The 15,615-nt window shown below is 32.6% G+C and carries 14 protein-coding genes and 1 other annotated feature; of the genes, 9 read left to right on the top strand and 5 right to left on the bottom strand.

Going from position 1 to position 15,615, the window contains the following annotated elements:
- Nucleotides 1-111: 111 nt before the first annotated feature.
- Nucleotides 112-354 (bottom strand): hypothetical protein, encoded by a 243-nt coding sequence (locus EV214_RS17745; protein WP_132248212.1) that lies wholly within the window; start codon nt 352-354, stop codon nt 112-114.
- Between the two features lie 346 nt (nt 355-700).
- Nucleotides 701-1,486: an ABC transporter substrate-binding protein gene (locus tag EV214_RS17740; RefSeq protein ID WP_279233157.1), complete on the bottom strand. Its 786-nt coding sequence runs from the start codon at nt 1,484-1,486 to the stop codon at nt 701-703.
- Nucleotides 1,487-1,569: 83 nt separating this feature from the next.
- Here EV214_RS17740 and EV214_RS18890 point away from each other — a divergent pair, with 83 nt between their 5' ends.
- Nucleotides 1,570-1,743, top strand: a complete 174-nt coding sequence (locus EV214_RS18890; protein WP_165916460.1) for a hypothetical protein — start codon at nt 1,570-1,572, stop codon at nt 1,741-1,743.
- A 49-nt stretch (nt 1,744-1,792) separates the two neighbouring features.
- Here the strand turns inward: EV214_RS18890 and EV214_RS17735 are convergent, their stop codons facing one another.
- Complete coding sequence (locus tag EV214_RS17735; RefSeq protein WP_165916459.1) at nt 1,793-3,277, bottom strand: recombinase family protein; 1,485 nt, start codon at nt 3,275-3,277, stop codon at nt 1,793-1,795.
- Nucleotides 3,278-3,702: 425 nt separating this feature from the next.
- Between EV214_RS17735 and EV214_RS17730 the strand changes: the two genes are divergently transcribed.
- Entirely contained in the window at nt 3,703-5,235 is a 1,533-nt protein-coding gene (locus tag EV214_RS17730) for a SulP family inorganic anion transporter (RefSeq protein WP_207669728.1), read from the top strand.
- Between the two features lie 95 nt (nt 5,236-5,330).
- On the opposite strand, the gene EV214_RS17725 is transcribed toward EV214_RS17730, so the two are convergent.
- Nucleotides 5,331-5,582: an ABC transporter substrate-binding protein gene (locus EV214_RS17725; RefSeq protein ID WP_132248206.1), complete on the bottom strand. Its 252-nt coding sequence runs from the start codon at nt 5,580-5,582 to the stop codon at nt 5,331-5,333.
- Between the two features lie 375 nt (nt 5,583-5,957).
- Here EV214_RS17725 and EV214_RS17720 point away from each other — a divergent pair, with 375 nt between their 5' ends.
- From EV214_RS17720 to EV214_RS17690, 7 genes are all read left to right on the top strand, one after another.
- Nucleotides 5,958-7,373, top strand: a complete 1,416-nt coding sequence (locus EV214_RS17720) for an APC family permease (RefSeq protein ID WP_132248204.1) — start codon at nt 5,958-5,960, stop codon at nt 7,371-7,373.
- 682 nt (nt 7,374-8,055) lie between these two features.
- Nucleotides 8,056-8,400, top strand: a complete 345-nt coding sequence (locus EV214_RS17715; protein ID WP_132248202.1) for a hypothetical protein — start codon at nt 8,056-8,058, stop codon at nt 8,398-8,400.
- Between the two features lie 67 nt (nt 8,401-8,467).
- Nucleotides 8,468-8,684: a binding site (T-box leader), on the top strand.
- A gap of 69 nt (nt 8,685-8,753) precedes the next feature.
- The gene (locus EV214_RS17710; protein ID WP_132248200.1) at nt 8,754-8,984 is read left to right on the top strand and encodes a hypothetical protein; all 231 of its coding nucleotides are present in this window, start codon (nt 8,754-8,756) and stop codon (nt 8,982-8,984) included.
- Complete coding sequence (locus tag EV214_RS17705; protein ID WP_132248198.1) at nt 8,981-11,641, top strand: valine--tRNA ligase; 2,661 nt, start codon at nt 8,981-8,983, stop codon at nt 11,639-11,641. Before EV214_RS17710 ends, EV214_RS17705 begins: the two co-directional genes overlap by 4 nt.
- 97 nt (nt 11,642-11,738) lie before the next feature.
- The gene (locus EV214_RS17700; RefSeq protein ID WP_132248196.1) at nt 11,739-13,034 is read left to right on the top strand and encodes a bifunctional folylpolyglutamate synthase/dihydrofolate synthase; all 1,296 of its coding nucleotides are present in this window, start codon (nt 11,739-11,741) and stop codon (nt 13,032-13,034) included.
- 25 nt (nt 13,035-13,059) lie between these two features.
- Complete coding sequence (locus EV214_RS17695) at nt 13,060-14,910, top strand: sigma 54-interacting transcriptional regulator (protein WP_132248195.1); 1,851 nt, start codon at nt 13,060-13,062, stop codon at nt 14,908-14,910.
- 55 nt (nt 14,911-14,965) lie between these two features.
- On the top strand, nt 14,966-15,172 hold the full coding sequence (locus EV214_RS17690; protein WP_132248193.1) for a hypothetical protein: 207 nt from the start codon (nt 14,966-14,968) through the stop codon (nt 15,170-15,172).
- A 22-nt stretch (nt 15,173-15,194) separates the two neighbouring features.
- On the opposite strand, the gene EV214_RS17685 is transcribed toward EV214_RS17690, so the two are convergent.
- The gene (locus tag EV214_RS17685; RefSeq protein ID WP_132248191.1) at nt 15,195-15,446 is read right to left on the bottom strand and encodes a TIGR03905 family TSCPD domain-containing protein; all 252 of its coding nucleotides are present in this window, start codon (nt 15,444-15,446) and stop codon (nt 15,195-15,197) included.
- Nucleotides 15,447-15,615 lie beyond the last annotated feature (169 nt).

Raw genomic sequence — 15,615 nt, 5'->3', positions numbered from 1 at the left:
GATCTAAAAAAGATGACTCCTGTTCAATACAGAAATCATCTTCTTAATGTAGCATAGGCTTTTTTAAATTGTCCTTGACAAAGGGTACATTTTAAATGGTGTAGAGATTTTTTATTGTATAAATTTATTCCCTAAATATTTTTGAATATCTTTTGGGTCACTAGAAGATGTAATAAGAATCTCACGATCGCTTTCTTCGAAATATACAATGATTTCCATATCGCCTTCTAAAAAGAATTTTGCGATTGTTTCTTCTCTCAATTCTCTTATTTTATTTTTATGATGTTTTTTCTTTTCAAATTCTTTTGTAAAATAAAATCCAGTCATTCTAATTACTTTCGTATATCTTTTCATTTTGTCCTCCTAAAAATTTATGAATCTTTTATGCTAACATTTATTATCTCATAAATTTTTAAAGTTTACTACATAAACATTCAATAAATCATGGTAATCGCATGAAAATTTAGGTTCAACATCAAGTTTTGTGATAACAGCATAAAATAGGTTAGGTCAATATATCTTTTAATGATAATTTATAGAATATATTTAATGAAAACATTGATTTTAAGCCATTAATCAAAATGTATTTGGAAATAATTATATTGTTATTTTTGTTGACTAACTTTTGTTTTTCTAAGATCACAAAATTCGACGTTGAACCTTAAAAATTATTTTTAATGCGATAGACGTGGCAATAAAGTTATTGGATAGATTGCATTGCTTCTTGGGCAAATTTAGTGGTAACAATTTTTTCATAAGGGGCCCTTTGATCTAATTCACCAGCAAGTTCTATAATGTCCATCATATGATTTAATCCTTCTTTTGTTAAGACTAAATCAGGTTTCCATGTATCTTGATCTTTATATCTTTTTGCAACTTCTGTTAGGATTTCTAAATCTGCATCAGGAAATTGTGGAGAAATAGATTGAGCGATTTCTTCAGGGGTATGTGTTTCAACCCATTTCATCCCTTTATAGATAGCGTTTGTAAATGATTGAATTACTTTTGGGTTGCTTTCTATCAAACTTTTTTTCGCACAATAGCAAGTATAAGGAATATATCCACCAGCTTCGCCAATAGAAGCTACAATATGTCCAGCCCCTTCTTTTTCAAGCATTGAAGCTACAGGTTCAAACAATGTTACAAAATCACCTTCTCCGCCAGTAAAGGCTCCTGCCATAACAGCGAATTGAATATCGGTACGTACGGTTACGTCTTTTTCAGGAACTACATTATTCTCTTTTAGCACATACTCTAAAGTCATTTCAGGCATACCCCCTTTACGTCCACCAATAATGGTTTTTCCTGATACATCAGCAAAGGTAAAGTTTGGCATAGGTTTTCTCGCTAATAAGAAAGAACCGTCTCGTTGAGTTAGTTGTGCAAAGTTTATTGCATAATCTTCTTTTCCTTGATTAAAAACATAAACAGACGCTTCAGGCCCCATAAAACCGATGTCTACTTGACTCGATGGTAATGATAGCAAAAGATAGGGTTTTCATGAAAGGAATATAGACAAAACTAACTTTCATATATATTAGTAGTAAATGTTGAAGGGGAGTTAGGCATATGAATCATTGGGTAGAGACACCTTATGGAAAAAGGTATCAAGAAGATCATGGTACGTCTATCGCTTTTTTTATGACAACGCCAGATGAAGATGGGAATAGAGTTTTGCCTGATGTGGTAGTAGATATTATTTTGGAAGGGTATATGCATTTAGATCAATGGAGAGAAGAATAGGATCAGATTAATAAGAGCAGGGATCGTTTCTCTGCTCCTATACGTTGAACTATATTTTATAATAGATATGAATTTTTTTTCTAGCATAAGCTTTATCATTATCAAAGACTTCTATACGCTCAATAATTTTATTTAAGATTTTTTTCTTGGTTTCGAAGGAGAGTGTATCAAACTTTTCATGAAAGGGTGTTAGCTGGCGCATAAAATTTTTATTTCCTTGGTAATTATTTATATTATTTATATTAGATTGCAGCTGCTTCAAGAGTTTGCTTTTTTCTTCCTGTTCTTTGGATAATTTTTTCTTTCTATCGATGAAATCTGTTTCGGTGATGATTTCTTTTTCAACCAGTTCGAATAGCTTATCTTTTCTTCTTGAAATACTACGAATACCATCCTGTAGTGTAGTAAGCTCATTTCTAATGGTATGTAACTTATGTTTTTTTTCTTCAACTAATTTTTTATTCATTTTATAAACCATATTCTGCGATGCTTCTATATTTTGAATACTCTTTTTGATTTCTTTCATTACTACATTTTCTGATATGTAATGATGCCTACATTTTCCATAGTGTTTATAGCTTTTACAAGTGAAAAATATCTCGCCAGTTTTTTTGCTATTTCTTAGCATATATTCTTTGCAATCCCCACAAAATATGATGCCAGATAATAGGTTTGGGATTTTAGAAGAAGCTCCACGGTTGAGCTTTCGTCTATTCATATTTTCTTCAGATTTTAAAAATAGTTCTTTAGAAATGATAGGGGAATAGAGACCTTTAAAGGTATGATATTCATCTGTATAGACTACTGTTTTCTTACCATTTTTTTTAACATATTGTTGCCTTTTATGAATCATCTCACCATAATAAGTTGGGTTTTTCAATATACGAACAATAGCAGTGCTAGTAAAAGGTTTATGATTTCTAGTTAAATATCCTAAAGCATTAAGATGAATCGCGATACTTCTAGTTCCCATGTTTTCATTTGCACTAAGGTCAAATATTTTTTTTGCAATCAAAGATTCATTTTCATTAATTTCAAGTGTCTTGTCTTCGTTGATTGTATATCCTAAAGGAGGCTTCCCACCACGCCATTTCCCTTCATTTAGTATTTTTCTGTGCGCTAATTGGATTCTTTCACTTATAGAAGCTCTTTCAAATTCAGCAAAAGAACCTAGCATATTTAGCATTAATTTTCCAGATGCAGTAGAAGTATCAAAGTTTTCTGTTTTAGATTTAAATATCACATAATCGTTTGTAAAGACTTCTAATATTTTCATAAGATCAGCCATATCCCTAGAGATCCTATCTAATCTCCATACTAGTGCTAAATCATATTTGCCACAATCTGCAAGTAGTTTTTTTAATGCAGGTCTGTCCATGGTACTAGCAGAGAATCCACCATCAACATAAAAATTATAAATTTCATAATCAAATGCATCACAGTATTTGATTAACTCCTGACGTTGCGCCTCAATAGAGTGTCCACCAGAAGCCTGTTCTTCAGTACTAACACGCAAGTATAGGGCAGCTTTCAAAAAAATCACCTCATTAGGGTACGTATATTAAGACATATGCAAAGAACTATAATATTTATTACTGGATTTATATTAGAAATAGTTGCGAGAAAGATAGTGGTGGTAACTTTCATGGCAATCGCACGGAAAAGATAAGAGATAAAAGAAAGTATAATTGAAAATAAATTAAAAAATGGTTTATGAGTTAAATGTATAAAGGTTTATTTGCTATGCCTGTAAAGCCTTTGCTTCAGGTCATTTCTTAAGAAAAATAATCACATCACATATTCTAAGGGCGCAATGCTATTTAAAAAACTTTGTGAAAAGTTATAGTTGAAATTATATTTTATGCGATTGCTCTGGAATATCAGAAGATAAGTGTAGATTTTATATAGACTATATGATATTATTATGCTTTGTGACACTATAAGAATTGGAGGAAATGTATGCTATTTAATCAAGAAAATGTTGAAACTATGAATGTGAAAAACGAAATACTATCGGGACTTACGGTAGCTTTGGCATTGGTGCCAGAAGCTGTAGCTTTTGCGCTTGTTGCAGGGGTTAAGCCGTTAGTGGGATTATATGGAGCCTTTTTAGTGGGTCTCATAACTTCTATTTTTGGAGGAAGACCAGGAATGATTTCTGGAGCTACTGGAGGATTAGCTGTTGTAATGGTAGCACTTGTAGCACAGCATGGTGTAGAATATTTATTTGCAGCTGTAGTTGTAATGGGAATTATACAAATATTAGTAGGGGTATTAAAACTGGGTAAATTTATAAGAATTATTCCTCATCCTGTAATGTTAGGATTTGTAAATGGACTTGCTATTGTGATTTTTTTAGCGCAATTAAATCAATTTAAAGTAGTTTCTAGCGATGGAACATTACATTGGATGACTGGTTCAGAGTTGTGGATCATGGTAGGATTGGTATTATTAACCATGATGATTACTTACTTTTTGCCTAAATTGACGAAAACAATACCAGCCTCATTATTTGCAATTATTGTCGTATCAGTACTCGCAAATACTTTTGGACTAGATACAAGAACTGTTGGTGATATTGCGCGTGTAGGAGGAGGACTGCCTAAATTTCATATGCCTAATCTACCTATGGATTTAGAAACCTTTAAAGTTATATTTCCTTATGCATTTATTTTTGCTGCAGTAGGACTTATTGAATCTCTTATGACGTTAACGTTAATAGATGAAATCACAGATACAAGAGGTAGAAGTAATAAAGAATGTATGGGACAAGGACTTGCCAATATCGTAACAGGATTTTTTGGTGGAATGGGCGGTTGTGCTATGATTGGACAGAGTATGATCAATATTAATTCTGGAGGACGTAGAAGATTATCTGGAATTTCAGCATCATTATTTTTATTAGGGTTTATATTATTTGGCGCGAATTTGATAGAAAAAATTCCTTTAGCAGCACTCGTTGGCGTAATGTTTATGGTAGTGATCGCAACCTTTGAATGGTCAAGCTTTAGAATTATGAGAAATATTTCAAAGGCAGATGCTTTTGTTATTGTATTAGTTTCAGTGGTTACTGTATTTGAGGATTTAGCCATTGCAGTAGCTGTAGGCGTAATTGTATCTTCTCTAGTATTTGCTTGGGAAAAAGGAAAAAGAATTGATGTGAATGCGTATATAGAAGAAGATGGTACAAAGGTATATGGAATAAGAGGTGCTTTGTTTTTTGGATCTTCTCGTAATTTTGTAGAAGCATTTGATATTAAAAATGATCCAGAAAATATTGTGATAGATTTTATGTATGCGCGTGTTTTTGATCATTCAGGGATTGAAAGTATTAATACTTTAACAGAAAAATATAAAAGTCTAGGGAAAAAACTGCATTTGAAGCATTTAAGCAGAGAATGCTATGATTTTATTAGAGATGCAAAAGAAATTATTGAAGTAAACATCATTGAAGATCCAAGGTATCATGTTGCTTTAAATAAATTAGGATAAGGCACAAACAAAAAATATGAAAAAATAAAATTCGTATCACATGTTTTAAGACTAGAGATAAACCAATGGCTCTAGTCTTTTTGTAAATCCTATCTTTAGGTAACATGGTCAGATAAAAGTGCAGTCATTGTTTTATCAGCCCCTTGACCGTTGATGAGTGACACCTCTAGTCCTTCTTTTTCAAAAAAACCCTCTGTGATGGCTACATACTGAGGTGCATAAAATACTGAATGGGTTACTTCAGCCACGGTAACTTTTGTTAACATTTTTTCTCCACAGCCAGTTAAAGTAATAGATAGTAGAAAAATAAGAGAAAGAACGAAACAAATTTTTTTCATGTTTTTCATGTATAATCCCTCCAAAATAATAAAAGTTTTTACATGCTTTTATAATATTCATGAAAAGAAGTAATGGTTACAGCGTTAAGATTTTTGATAAGCAGAATTTAGAAGTAAAAATAGAGACATCGATGGGAATATTATCAGTATAAATATGCATAGTATATGCAAAATTTTGAGAAAAGAATTGTTGCATAATTTGACTTTGTTGGATTTTTAAGATATGATTTAATAAGTGGAAAATTTAGAATATTATAGAATGTGATTATTTATTCGATTTCTATTTGATAAAATGAAATAATAAAGTTAGAAAATTATTAAAAACATCATTGTTATGTTTTTAGTGGTTAATAAAATAACAAATTGAAAGGAGAACTTTTTTTTATGAGTAGTGGTGACTCGGGTAATTTCGAGAGAGTATTATCAAAGAAAGACGTCATGGCCCTTGCTTTTGGGGCAATGATAGGATGGGGATGGGTTGTCCTCACGGGAGAATGGATCAGAATGGCAGGAGCATTTGGATCCATGTTAGCGTTTATATTAGGTGGTATAATGGTTTTATTTGTAGGACTGACATATGCAGAGCTTACAGCAGCAATGCCAAAATGTGGTGGGGAACATGTATTTAGCCACAGAGCATTAGGAAACAAAGCTTCGTTTGTATGTACATGGTCTATAATTTTAGGATATGTATCTGTTGTAGCATTTGAAGCAGTTGCTTTGCCTACTGTTCTTGAATATCTTTTTTCTTCTTATCTTAAAGGGTATATGTATACAATCGTAGGGTATGATGTATATCTATCGTGGGTTTTGGTTGGTGTCTTAAGTTCTATTCTCATAACGACTGTAAATTATTTTGGGGTAAAACCAGCAGCATTTCTACAAGGGGTAATCACACTTATCATTGCGTGCATAGGAATCACACTGTTTACAGGAGCGCTATTTCATGGACATATTGAAAATATAAAGCCTATGTTTGTCAATGGAAAAAGTGGTATATTTGCAGTAGCAGTAATGACACCGTTTATGTATGTAGGATTTGATGTTATACCACAGGCAGCAGAAGAGATTAATATTCCATTTAAGATGATCGGAAAAATAATTATGCTATCCGTCTTAATGGCGATTGCTTGGTATGTAATGATTATCTATAGTGTATCAACATCACTTAATGTAAAAGAAATAATGAAGTCAAGTCTTGTCACGGCTGATGCCATGAAAGCGGTATTTTACAATAGTCCTCTTGCCTCTAAAGTTGTTATTATAGGTGGTGTGGGAGGAATAATCACAAGTTGGAACTCCTTTTTTGTTGGCGGTAGTAGAGCCATATATGCAATGGCAGAATCTAAAATGTTACCATCTTTTCTTGCAAAGATCCATCCGAAATACAAAACACCTGTAAATGCAATACTATTAATAGGGATTTTATCTGCATTTGCACCACTTCTTGGAAAAAGTATGCTTGTCTGGTTGGGAAATGCAGGTGGGTTTACAATCGTGGTTTCTTATTTAATCGTTTCAATATCATTTCTTGTACTCAGAAAAAAAGAGCCTGGAATGCCAAGACCATACAAGGTGAAGAAGGGAAATCTTGTAGGAATAATTGCTATCGTTTTAAGTTTTGGCATGATGTGCCTTTATCTACCAGGTGCGCCAGCTTCACTTGCATGGCCATATGAATGGGGGATCATTTTAGGATGGTTTACACTGGGAATCGTATTTTATGCATGGGCAAGTTTTGCGAATCAAGATTTTAATGAAATTTCTTTTGGCAAAAAATTAAGTAATGACAGCGAATAAATGATTTTAAAATGAATAATAACGTAAAAAAATCGAGAAATATTGCTCGGTTTTTTACGTTATTTCAATTATTCTCTTTGTTGTGTAATTACTCACGTATCTATATAGAATAATTCAGAGAAGCGTTTGAATTTAAATTTCAGGATGAAAATAATGGAAGATTAAACATATAGAAAATATGAGTATAGCAAAAACAAATAGATAACCTAAAATATGATAGATGGAGATTGCATTATATAGGGTTGCAATGAACAATAGAAAGATCCATAGGATCGTAAAAATACGAAGGATGTATTTTAAGGTATACCAATGTGAAAGCAGAAAAAAAGCTGTGACAAATACAAGATAAAATAACAATAGAAAACCTATAAATGCTAAAAGAATACCTGCGATAGCATGATTTGCAAGGTTTTGCATAAGCGTTGTATTAGAAAAGGTATACAAGGTGTTTTTAGCGACTTGTAAAAATATATGACCTATAAAACTGCATAAAAATCCGAATATGGATTGTAGTATATAGAGAGAAAGATTAAAATTAGTTTTCATAAAAGCCCCCCCTTAAAAAATTCACTATATCAATCCTATGAATGAATGTAAAAAAATATTATTAAATGGGAAGAATAGTGAATATAAATATTAAAGAGAACTGTTAGGTCATCAAGTTTTCAGAAAGTGGGGTTTTATGAATTATAATATAAAGATTGATGATGGAAAACACAAAGCAGGATATTTAAGAGGAAGAGTAGATAATTTTTATTGGTATGCACTCGTACATAAGGAACAAAATGAAACAGGTATAAACCCTTTAAATCTGCAAAGTGGAGAGGGAAGAGTGACAAGATTATGCGTATATAAAGATGTTGTTGAACATGGAGGAAATCCGTATGCACCTAGCTCTAGTGTGAAAAGATTTATTTATGCAAATTATAAAAGAGAATGGGATGTGTTGAATAGTAATCACGTAGAGTTAGTAAAACAATTGATCAATTACTTAGAAAGAAGATATTCTTTAAGGATCATAAAATAATTTTTGGAGGTAGGTATTGACTTTTATGAGCAAAAAAATATATAATGATGGAAATATAACTATATAGCAATAAACATTGAAGAAGAGGAGTAAATAATTAAATCCTTCTAGAGAGAGAAATTCGTAGGCTGAAAGATTTCTTAGGGAGAAGTTATTGAAGGTAGCTTCTGAGTTGCTGGATTGAAATAATAGTAGGTTTAGCCGGGTAATTCCGTTATCTATGTGAAAGAGCCAGAAATTTTGGAATTAAGGTGGTACCGCGAAAGAACCCTCTCGTCCTTATATATTATTAGGATGAGAGTTTTTTTATTTGGGGAAAAATTATTTTAAAATTATTCCTTAGGAGTGAGGATATGTTTTTTATAGGTGTAATATTTTTAATGATGGGTGCGATTTTGGTATATGGAACAAAATACATAATAAAGATTTTTAATATGAATAGTCCTGTTATTTTGAAGCTGATAGGATTTTTCATAGGTGCAATAGGATGTTTTATGATTATGTATGGTGATTTTCCAAAATGGTTAGTATTTATTAGAGAATATCTTAAAGAATATCTTAAAAAACGAGGAGTGTTAGTATGACAATGAAAAACTTGGATAAAACCTATAATCCACAAGAATTTGAGAAAAGAATTTATGATCATTGGCTAGAAAAACTTTATTTTAAAGCAAAACCAAATCCTGATAAAGAGCCATACACAATTGTACTGCCGCCACCAAACATTACAGGACAGCTTCATATGGGGCATGCACTAGATCATACGTTGCAAGATGTACTCATTCGATATAAAAGGATGCAAGGGTATGAAACATTGTGGCTACCTGGAACAGATCATGCAAGTATTGCAACAGAAGTAAAGGTAGTAGAAAAAATATTTAAAGAAGAAGGAAAGACAAAAGAAGAAATTGGTAGGGATGAATTTTTAAAAAGAGCTTGGGCATGGAAAGAAGAATATGGTGGAAGAATTGTAGAGCAAATGCAAAAGCTAGGAAACTCTTGTGATTGGTCAAAAGAAAGATTTACAATGGATGAAGGTTGTAATAAAGCTGTAACAGAGGTTTTTATAAAACTTTATGAAAAAGGATATATTTATAGAGGAAATCGTCTGATTAACTGGTGTCCAGATTGTAAAACATCGCTATCAGACGCAGAAGTTGAACATGAAGAACAATCAGGAAATTTTTGGCATGTAAAATATCCTGTAAAAGATTCGGAAGAATTTTTAGAAATTGCCACAACAAGACCTGAGACAATGCTTGGGGATACAGCTGTAGCGGTACATCCAGAAGACGCGCGATATAAACATTTAGTAGGGAAAATGTTAATTTTACCAATCGTAGAAAAAGAAATCCCTATTATTGCAGATGAATATGTAGATAAAGATTTTGGAACAGGGGCTGTAAAGATTACACCTGCCCATGATCCAAATGACTTTGAGGTAGGACTAAGACATAATTTAGAGCAAATTACCGTAATGACAGATGAAGCAAAAATGAATGAACATGCAGGGAAATATATAGGCATGGATCGTTATGAATGTAGAAAAATGATTGTAAAAGATTTAGATGAAGCTGGATTTTTGGTAAAGGTAAAAGACCATACCCATAATGTGGGGGCTTGTTATAGGTGTCATACAGTGGTTGAGCCAAGACTAAGTGAACAGTGGTTCGTAAAGATGGAGGAACTTGCGAAACCTGCTATTGAGGCTGTGAGAGAGCAAAAAACACAATTTGTGCCTGAACGGTTTGACAAGATTTATTTTCATTGGTTAGAAAATATTAGAGATTGGTGTATTTCAAGACAATTATGGTGGGGACATAGAATACCAGCTTATTATTGCCAGACATGTGGAGAGATCATTGTATCTAAAATAGCGCCAAGTACTTGTGATAAATGTAATAGTAGCAATATAAAACAAGATGAAGATGTACTGGATACTTGGTTTAGTTCAGCATTATGGCCATTTTCAACGCTTGGTTGGCCAGAAAATACAGAAGAGTTAAAATATTTTTATCCTACAGATGTATTAGTGACTGGATATGATATTATTTTCTTCTGGGTCGTTCGAATGATGTTCTCAGGACTCGATCAAATGGAGGATATTCCCTTTAAATATGTATTTGTACATGGACTTGTACGTGATGATCAAGGAAGAAAGATGAGCAAATCTCTTGGAAATGGCATTGATCCACTAGAGATTATCCAGCAATACGGTGCAGATGCATTAAGACTTACTTTGATTTCGGGAAATAGTCCTGGAAATGATATGCGTTTTTATATAGAAAGAGTAGAAGCAAATAGAAATTTTGCAAACAAATTATGGAATGCCACCCGTTTTGTACTTATGAATTTAAATAAAGATACATTTGATAAAGATGTTTGTGAGAAAAATTTGGCGTTAGCAGACAAATGGATTTTATCTAGAATGAATAGGGTTTCTAAAGAAGTCACGGATAATTTAGAAAGGTTCGAATTAGGAATGGCTGTACAAAAGATTTATGATTTCATTTGGAATGAATATTGTGATTGGTATATTGAAATCGTAAAACCTAGACTATACGGAGAAGATGAATATACCAAAGATGCAGCATTATATGTATTAACGAAGGTACTTGAGAATAATTTGAAACTATTACATCCATTTATGCCATTTATTACAGAAGAAATATGGAAGTATATTCCTACTATAAAAGAAGAAAGTGTGATTATTGCGCATTGGCCTAAATATCAAGAAGAACTTAATTTTATACAAGAAGAAAAAGATATGGAAATCATTATGAATGCGATTCGAAGCATCAGAAATATCCGTGCAGAGATGAATGTAATTCCCTCTAAAAAAGCAAAAGTAATGATGGTTGCATCTAATGAAGTATATGAAGCAATCAATAAGGGAAAAGATTATTTTATGACTTTAGCAAGTGCTTCAGAAGTAGTACTTCAAAAAGATAAAAAAGAGATTCCCGAAGATGCTGTGTCTGCGGTTATAGCAGGGGTAGAAATATTCCTTCCGTTAGATGAATTGGTTGACTTTGAAAAAGAAGTGGAAAGACTTGAGAAAGAGAAAGAAAAGCTAGAAAAAGAATTAAAGAGAGTAAATGGAAAGCTTTCAAATCAAGGGTTTGTTGCAAAAGCACCAGCACAAGTAATAGAAGAAGAAAAAAATAAGCAAACTAATTATCAGTCTATGATGGATAAAGTAGTAGAGCGATTAGAGACCATGAAAAATAAAATGAAATAATGAACAGCCGGGTTTTATACCCGGCTGTTTTATATATTTATAATTTGATATAATAAAGTGAAAAATAGTAGATAATTAAGAAAATGGAGGAGCAGGTATGAATTATGATGAAGCTTTGAACTATATCCATGAAACGTATAAATTTGGAAGCAAATTAGGGCTAGAAAATATTACATATTTATTAGATTTAATGGGAAATCCACAGGAAAAGCTAAAAATTATTCACGTAGCAGGAACCAATGGGAAAGGTTCTACATCATCTTTTATTCATGATGTACTTAAGGAAGCGAGATATAAGGTAGGCCTTTATACTTCTCCCTATCTTGAAGTATTCACAGAAAGAATACGCGTGAGTGGAGAGCATATTTCTAAAGAAGATTTAGCAGCTGTTACAGAATTTGTAAAAGATAAAGTAGACGAAATGCTTGCGTGTGGGATGAATCACGCTACTGAATTTGAAATTGTTACGGCGGTAGGATTTGAATATTTTAAAAGACAAAAGGTAGATTTTGTCGTATTAGAGGTAGGATTAGGGGGAAGATTTGACGCTACCAATCTAGTGAAAAATCCATTGGTATCTGTTATTACACCCATAGACTTTGACCATACGGACTATTTAGGAGATACATTAGATAAAATTGCGTATGAAAAGGCTGGTATTATTAAAGAAAACAGCTTTGTGGTATCTTTTCCACAACAAACAGAAGCCATGCATGTAATTCAAGAGGTGTGTAGTAAAAGAAATGCCAAGTTGATGAAAGTGCCTACAAATGGTATTGAAATATTAAAGAAGGATGATCGTGGACAAGTTTTTCATGCTTTTTATGGAGAAGGAAAATTAGAAAATATATCTATATCCATGCTTGGAGAACATCAAATTGAAAATGCTACAGTAGCCCTTACGGCTTTGTACATATTAGAAAAAGAACATGGGGTAAGCATTCCAAGACGTGCTTTATATGATGGGCTTAAGAAAAGCATCTGGCCTGGCAGACTTGAAATGATGCAAAGAGATCCTTATGTATTGATAGACGGGGCACATAATCCACAAGGAATGAAAGCTTTATCAAAAGTAATAAAAGAACTTTTTATAGATAAAAATATCATTTTGGGAATAGGTATTTTAGGGGATAAAGATGATTCTATGCTAGATGAAATTATTCCTCTTGCAAACAAACTAGTTCTTACAAAACCAAACAATCCAAGAGCTATGGCGATTGAAGTATTAAAAGAAAAGACTGAAAAATATAAAAAAACTACTTTGACAAAAGAGAAGATTGTGGATGCAGTGGAGGTAGCTTTAGCTTTAGCAAAACCTGAAGATGTGGTTATATTTGCGGGTTCCTTATACATGATTGGAGAAGTGAGAACAATACTTAGAAACAGAAAGTAAAAAGCGTTTTAAAAGGATGGTCAATATGTTTGAAAATAAAAATTATATAAGGCAATTTGCGGAGTTGATGACAGCGGGATTTATTTTTATAGATGATAGCGGAAAAATCCAAGTATATAATGAAAAAGCAAAGGAAATATTCGGGATACGCCATGGGCAAGGAATTGGACATGATGCAGGAAAAATAAATCATGGAGATATTGTGATTATTGGAGACAATTGCTTAGGGAAAGATGATGGCGGCCTTACGCCCAAGGAGTTAGCATATATAGGTATTGATGATGGTGAAATAAATTTGAAAGATGTATTTATTGGAATTGGCGCATATAAAAGTAAAGAAATTACACCGGTATATAAGCATCAAAAATTGGAAATCAAAAAAGATCATTTTACTGTAGATGCAGTTTTTCAAGATATAAAAGTAAATGTAGATATAAATTTTATAAAAAAAACGATTGTAATAACCGTGGAGGATGAAACCTTCAAAATGCCATATATTCGGTCTATAGGACATATGGTAGTGCTTGATGGGGATACAAAAGGTGTAAAATTTTATCAAACAGAAGGATATACAGCCCGTGGAGAAAATATTGTAAACTTATTATTAGGAAAATCTTTTAGAGCAAAGGGTGAAGATGTAGAACAATTAGATGTGATTGGAAAAGATCTATTTGAAATTCACGAGGAAGGACACACGATTAAAGAATTTTATCAAGTAGCAAAAGGGATGGATATCAGCTATAAAGATAAATTTACTGAGATTAATGGGTTTCCTACTCTTTCTACATTGCTACCGATCAGTGTAGATGGAAAGAGAGTGGGCGCTGCTTTGAAAGTGGAAGACCTATCTATACTTGAAAATGTGATGAAAGAAAGAGATGAAGCCCTACTTCGTATTGAACAAATGGAAAAAATGCTTCAAAAAGAAAAAAATATACAAGAACTATTTTCGGAAATATTAGGAGAAAGTGGTGCAATCCATCATGTGAAGCAAATGGCTTATAAAGCATCGCAGTCAAATTCAACTGTATTGCTACTAGGGGAAAGTGGGACAGGAAAAACTTTACTTGCTAAAGCCATACACAAAGAGAGCAAATATAAAGATGAACCTTTTATTCATGTAAATTGTGGTGCTATTCCTGAACATCTTTTAGAGAGTGAATTATTTGGATATGAAAAAGGAGCCTTTACGGGGGCAAACCGTGAAGGGAAAAGAGGCCTGTTTGAAGTGGCCTCAGGAGGCACAATTTTTTTAGACGAAATTGGAGAGATGCGTCTATCTATACAAGTAAAACTACTTAACGTATTACAGAATAAGACTTTTTTTCGTATAGGGGGAACAAAAGAGGTAGCTGTTCATGTACGGGTGATTGTGGCTACAAACAAAAACCTTGAAGAAGAGATGATAAAAGGTAATTTTCGTGAGGATTTGTATTACAGAATTAATGTTTTTCCTATCTGGATGCCACCTTTAAGAGAAAGGAAACAAGATATTTATGGGTTGGCACATGAGATTCTTCCTAAAATATGTAAGCGATTAGGATATGAAAATAAAAGTATTTCGGATGAAGCACTTTGTTATTTTTTGGAATACGACTGGCCAGGAAATATCAGAGAACTTGAAAATGTTTTAGAACGAGCAGTGAATCTAGCAGAAGAAAACACTATACGACCTTTTCATTTATCTATAAAGAGTAAAGATGCTATAGACTTAGAGGAAGGGACTACTTTAAAAGAGGTTGTACAACATGCAGAAAAAAAGGCTATAGAAAAAGCGCTAAAAGTTTATCATGGAGATAAAAATAAAACAATGAAGGCTTTGGAAATAGGAAAAACTTCATTTTATGAAAAGTTAAAACGATATTCTATAAAATGAATCATAAAGGGATTTCTCATTCATATACTGAAGTATATGAATGGGAGGAGTTTTTATGAAAGAGCTTACCTTTAGACCCTTTAAAAGACTTAGTGATAAAGCATTAGTCGATAAAATTCATGAGGTGTTTAATAGTTTGAAATCAGAAGATAAATATTATAAAGAGAAATTTGCACTGTGTGATAAACTTATCAAAGAAGCAAAAATTAGAAATCTATGTTGTTCAAAAGAAATGATGGTTAAAAAAATATTAAGCAAATAAAATCGCCTTAGGGCGATTTTATTTATGCAATCTCTTTTTTTAGGGATATTAAGGCTTTAGAGAATTGATCAGGACAAGAGGTGGATTTCCCTCCGCATGTAATACCATGTAGCCGCTTGATGGCTTCGTCTATATGCATTCCTTCTACAAGGCGACTGATTCCTTGTAAGTTGCCTGGACAACCTCCGTGAAATTGTACTTTTTGAATTACATTATTTTCTACAGAAAATTCAATTTGGTTTGAGCAAACGCCCGTTGGTTTATAAAGATACATGATTCATCCTCCTAATATAAAAATACAATCTATAAAAGATAGTAATACACCACTTTACAAGTAATCAATTATCTGTTTCCATAAAATAACAAAATCAGATACCTTAATCCTAGGAATACTAATTTTACAAGAACCAAACCCCTAGGAGGCATCTGATATGATTAGTATT

It is taken from the genome of Marinisporobacter balticus, from assembly GCF_004345705.1.
GTDB classification, from domain to species: domain Bacteria; phylum Bacillota; class Clostridia; order Peptostreptococcales; family Thermotaleaceae; genus Marinisporobacter; species Marinisporobacter balticus.
The sequence above is the reverse complement of the archived record's forward strand: the minus strand, read 5'-3'. Positions and strand labels throughout refer to the sequence as shown.

Bases quoted from the DNA above. Each gene is read 5' to 3' on its own strand.
- EV214_RS17745 (WP_132248212.1), bottom strand. From the start codon at position 354: ATGAAAAGATATACGAAAGTAATTAGAATGACTGGATTTTATTTTACA.
- EV214_RS18890 (WP_165916460.1), top strand. From the start codon at position 1,570: ATGAATCATTGGGTAGAGACACCTTATGGAAAAAGGTATCAAGAAGAT.
- EV214_RS17730 (WP_207669728.1), top strand. From the start codon at position 3,703: ATGCTATTTAATCAAGAAAATGTTGAAACTATGAATGTGAAAAACGAA.
- EV214_RS17725 (WP_132248206.1), bottom strand. From the start codon at position 5,582: ATGAAAAACATGAAAAAAATTTGTTTCGTTCTTTCTCTTATTTTTCTA.
- EV214_RS17720 (WP_132248204.1), top strand. From the start codon at position 5,958: ATGAGTAGTGGTGACTCGGGTAATTTCGAGAGAGTATTATCAAAGAAA.
- EV214_RS17715 (WP_132248202.1), top strand. From the start codon at position 8,056: ATGAATTATAATATAAAGATTGATGATGGAAAACACAAAGCAGGATAT.
- EV214_RS17710 (WP_132248200.1), top strand. From the start codon at position 8,754: ATGTTTTTTATAGGTGTAATATTTTTAATGATGGGTGCGATTTTGGTA.
- EV214_RS17705 (WP_132248198.1), top strand. From the start codon at position 8,981: ATGACAATGAAAAACTTGGATAAAACCTATAATCCACAAGAATTTGAG.
- EV214_RS17700 (WP_132248196.1), top strand. From the start codon at position 11,739: ATGAATTATGATGAAGCTTTGAACTATATCCATGAAACGTATAAATTT.
- EV214_RS17695 (WP_132248195.1), top strand. From the start codon at position 13,060: ATGTTTGAAAATAAAAATTATATAAGGCAATTTGCGGAGTTGATGACA.
- EV214_RS17690 (WP_132248193.1), top strand. From the start codon at position 14,966: ATGAAAGAGCTTACCTTTAGACCCTTTAAAAGACTTAGTGATAAAGCA.
- EV214_RS17685 (WP_132248191.1), bottom strand. From the start codon at position 15,446: ATGTATCTTTATAAACCAACGGGCGTTTGCTCAAACCAAATTGAATTT.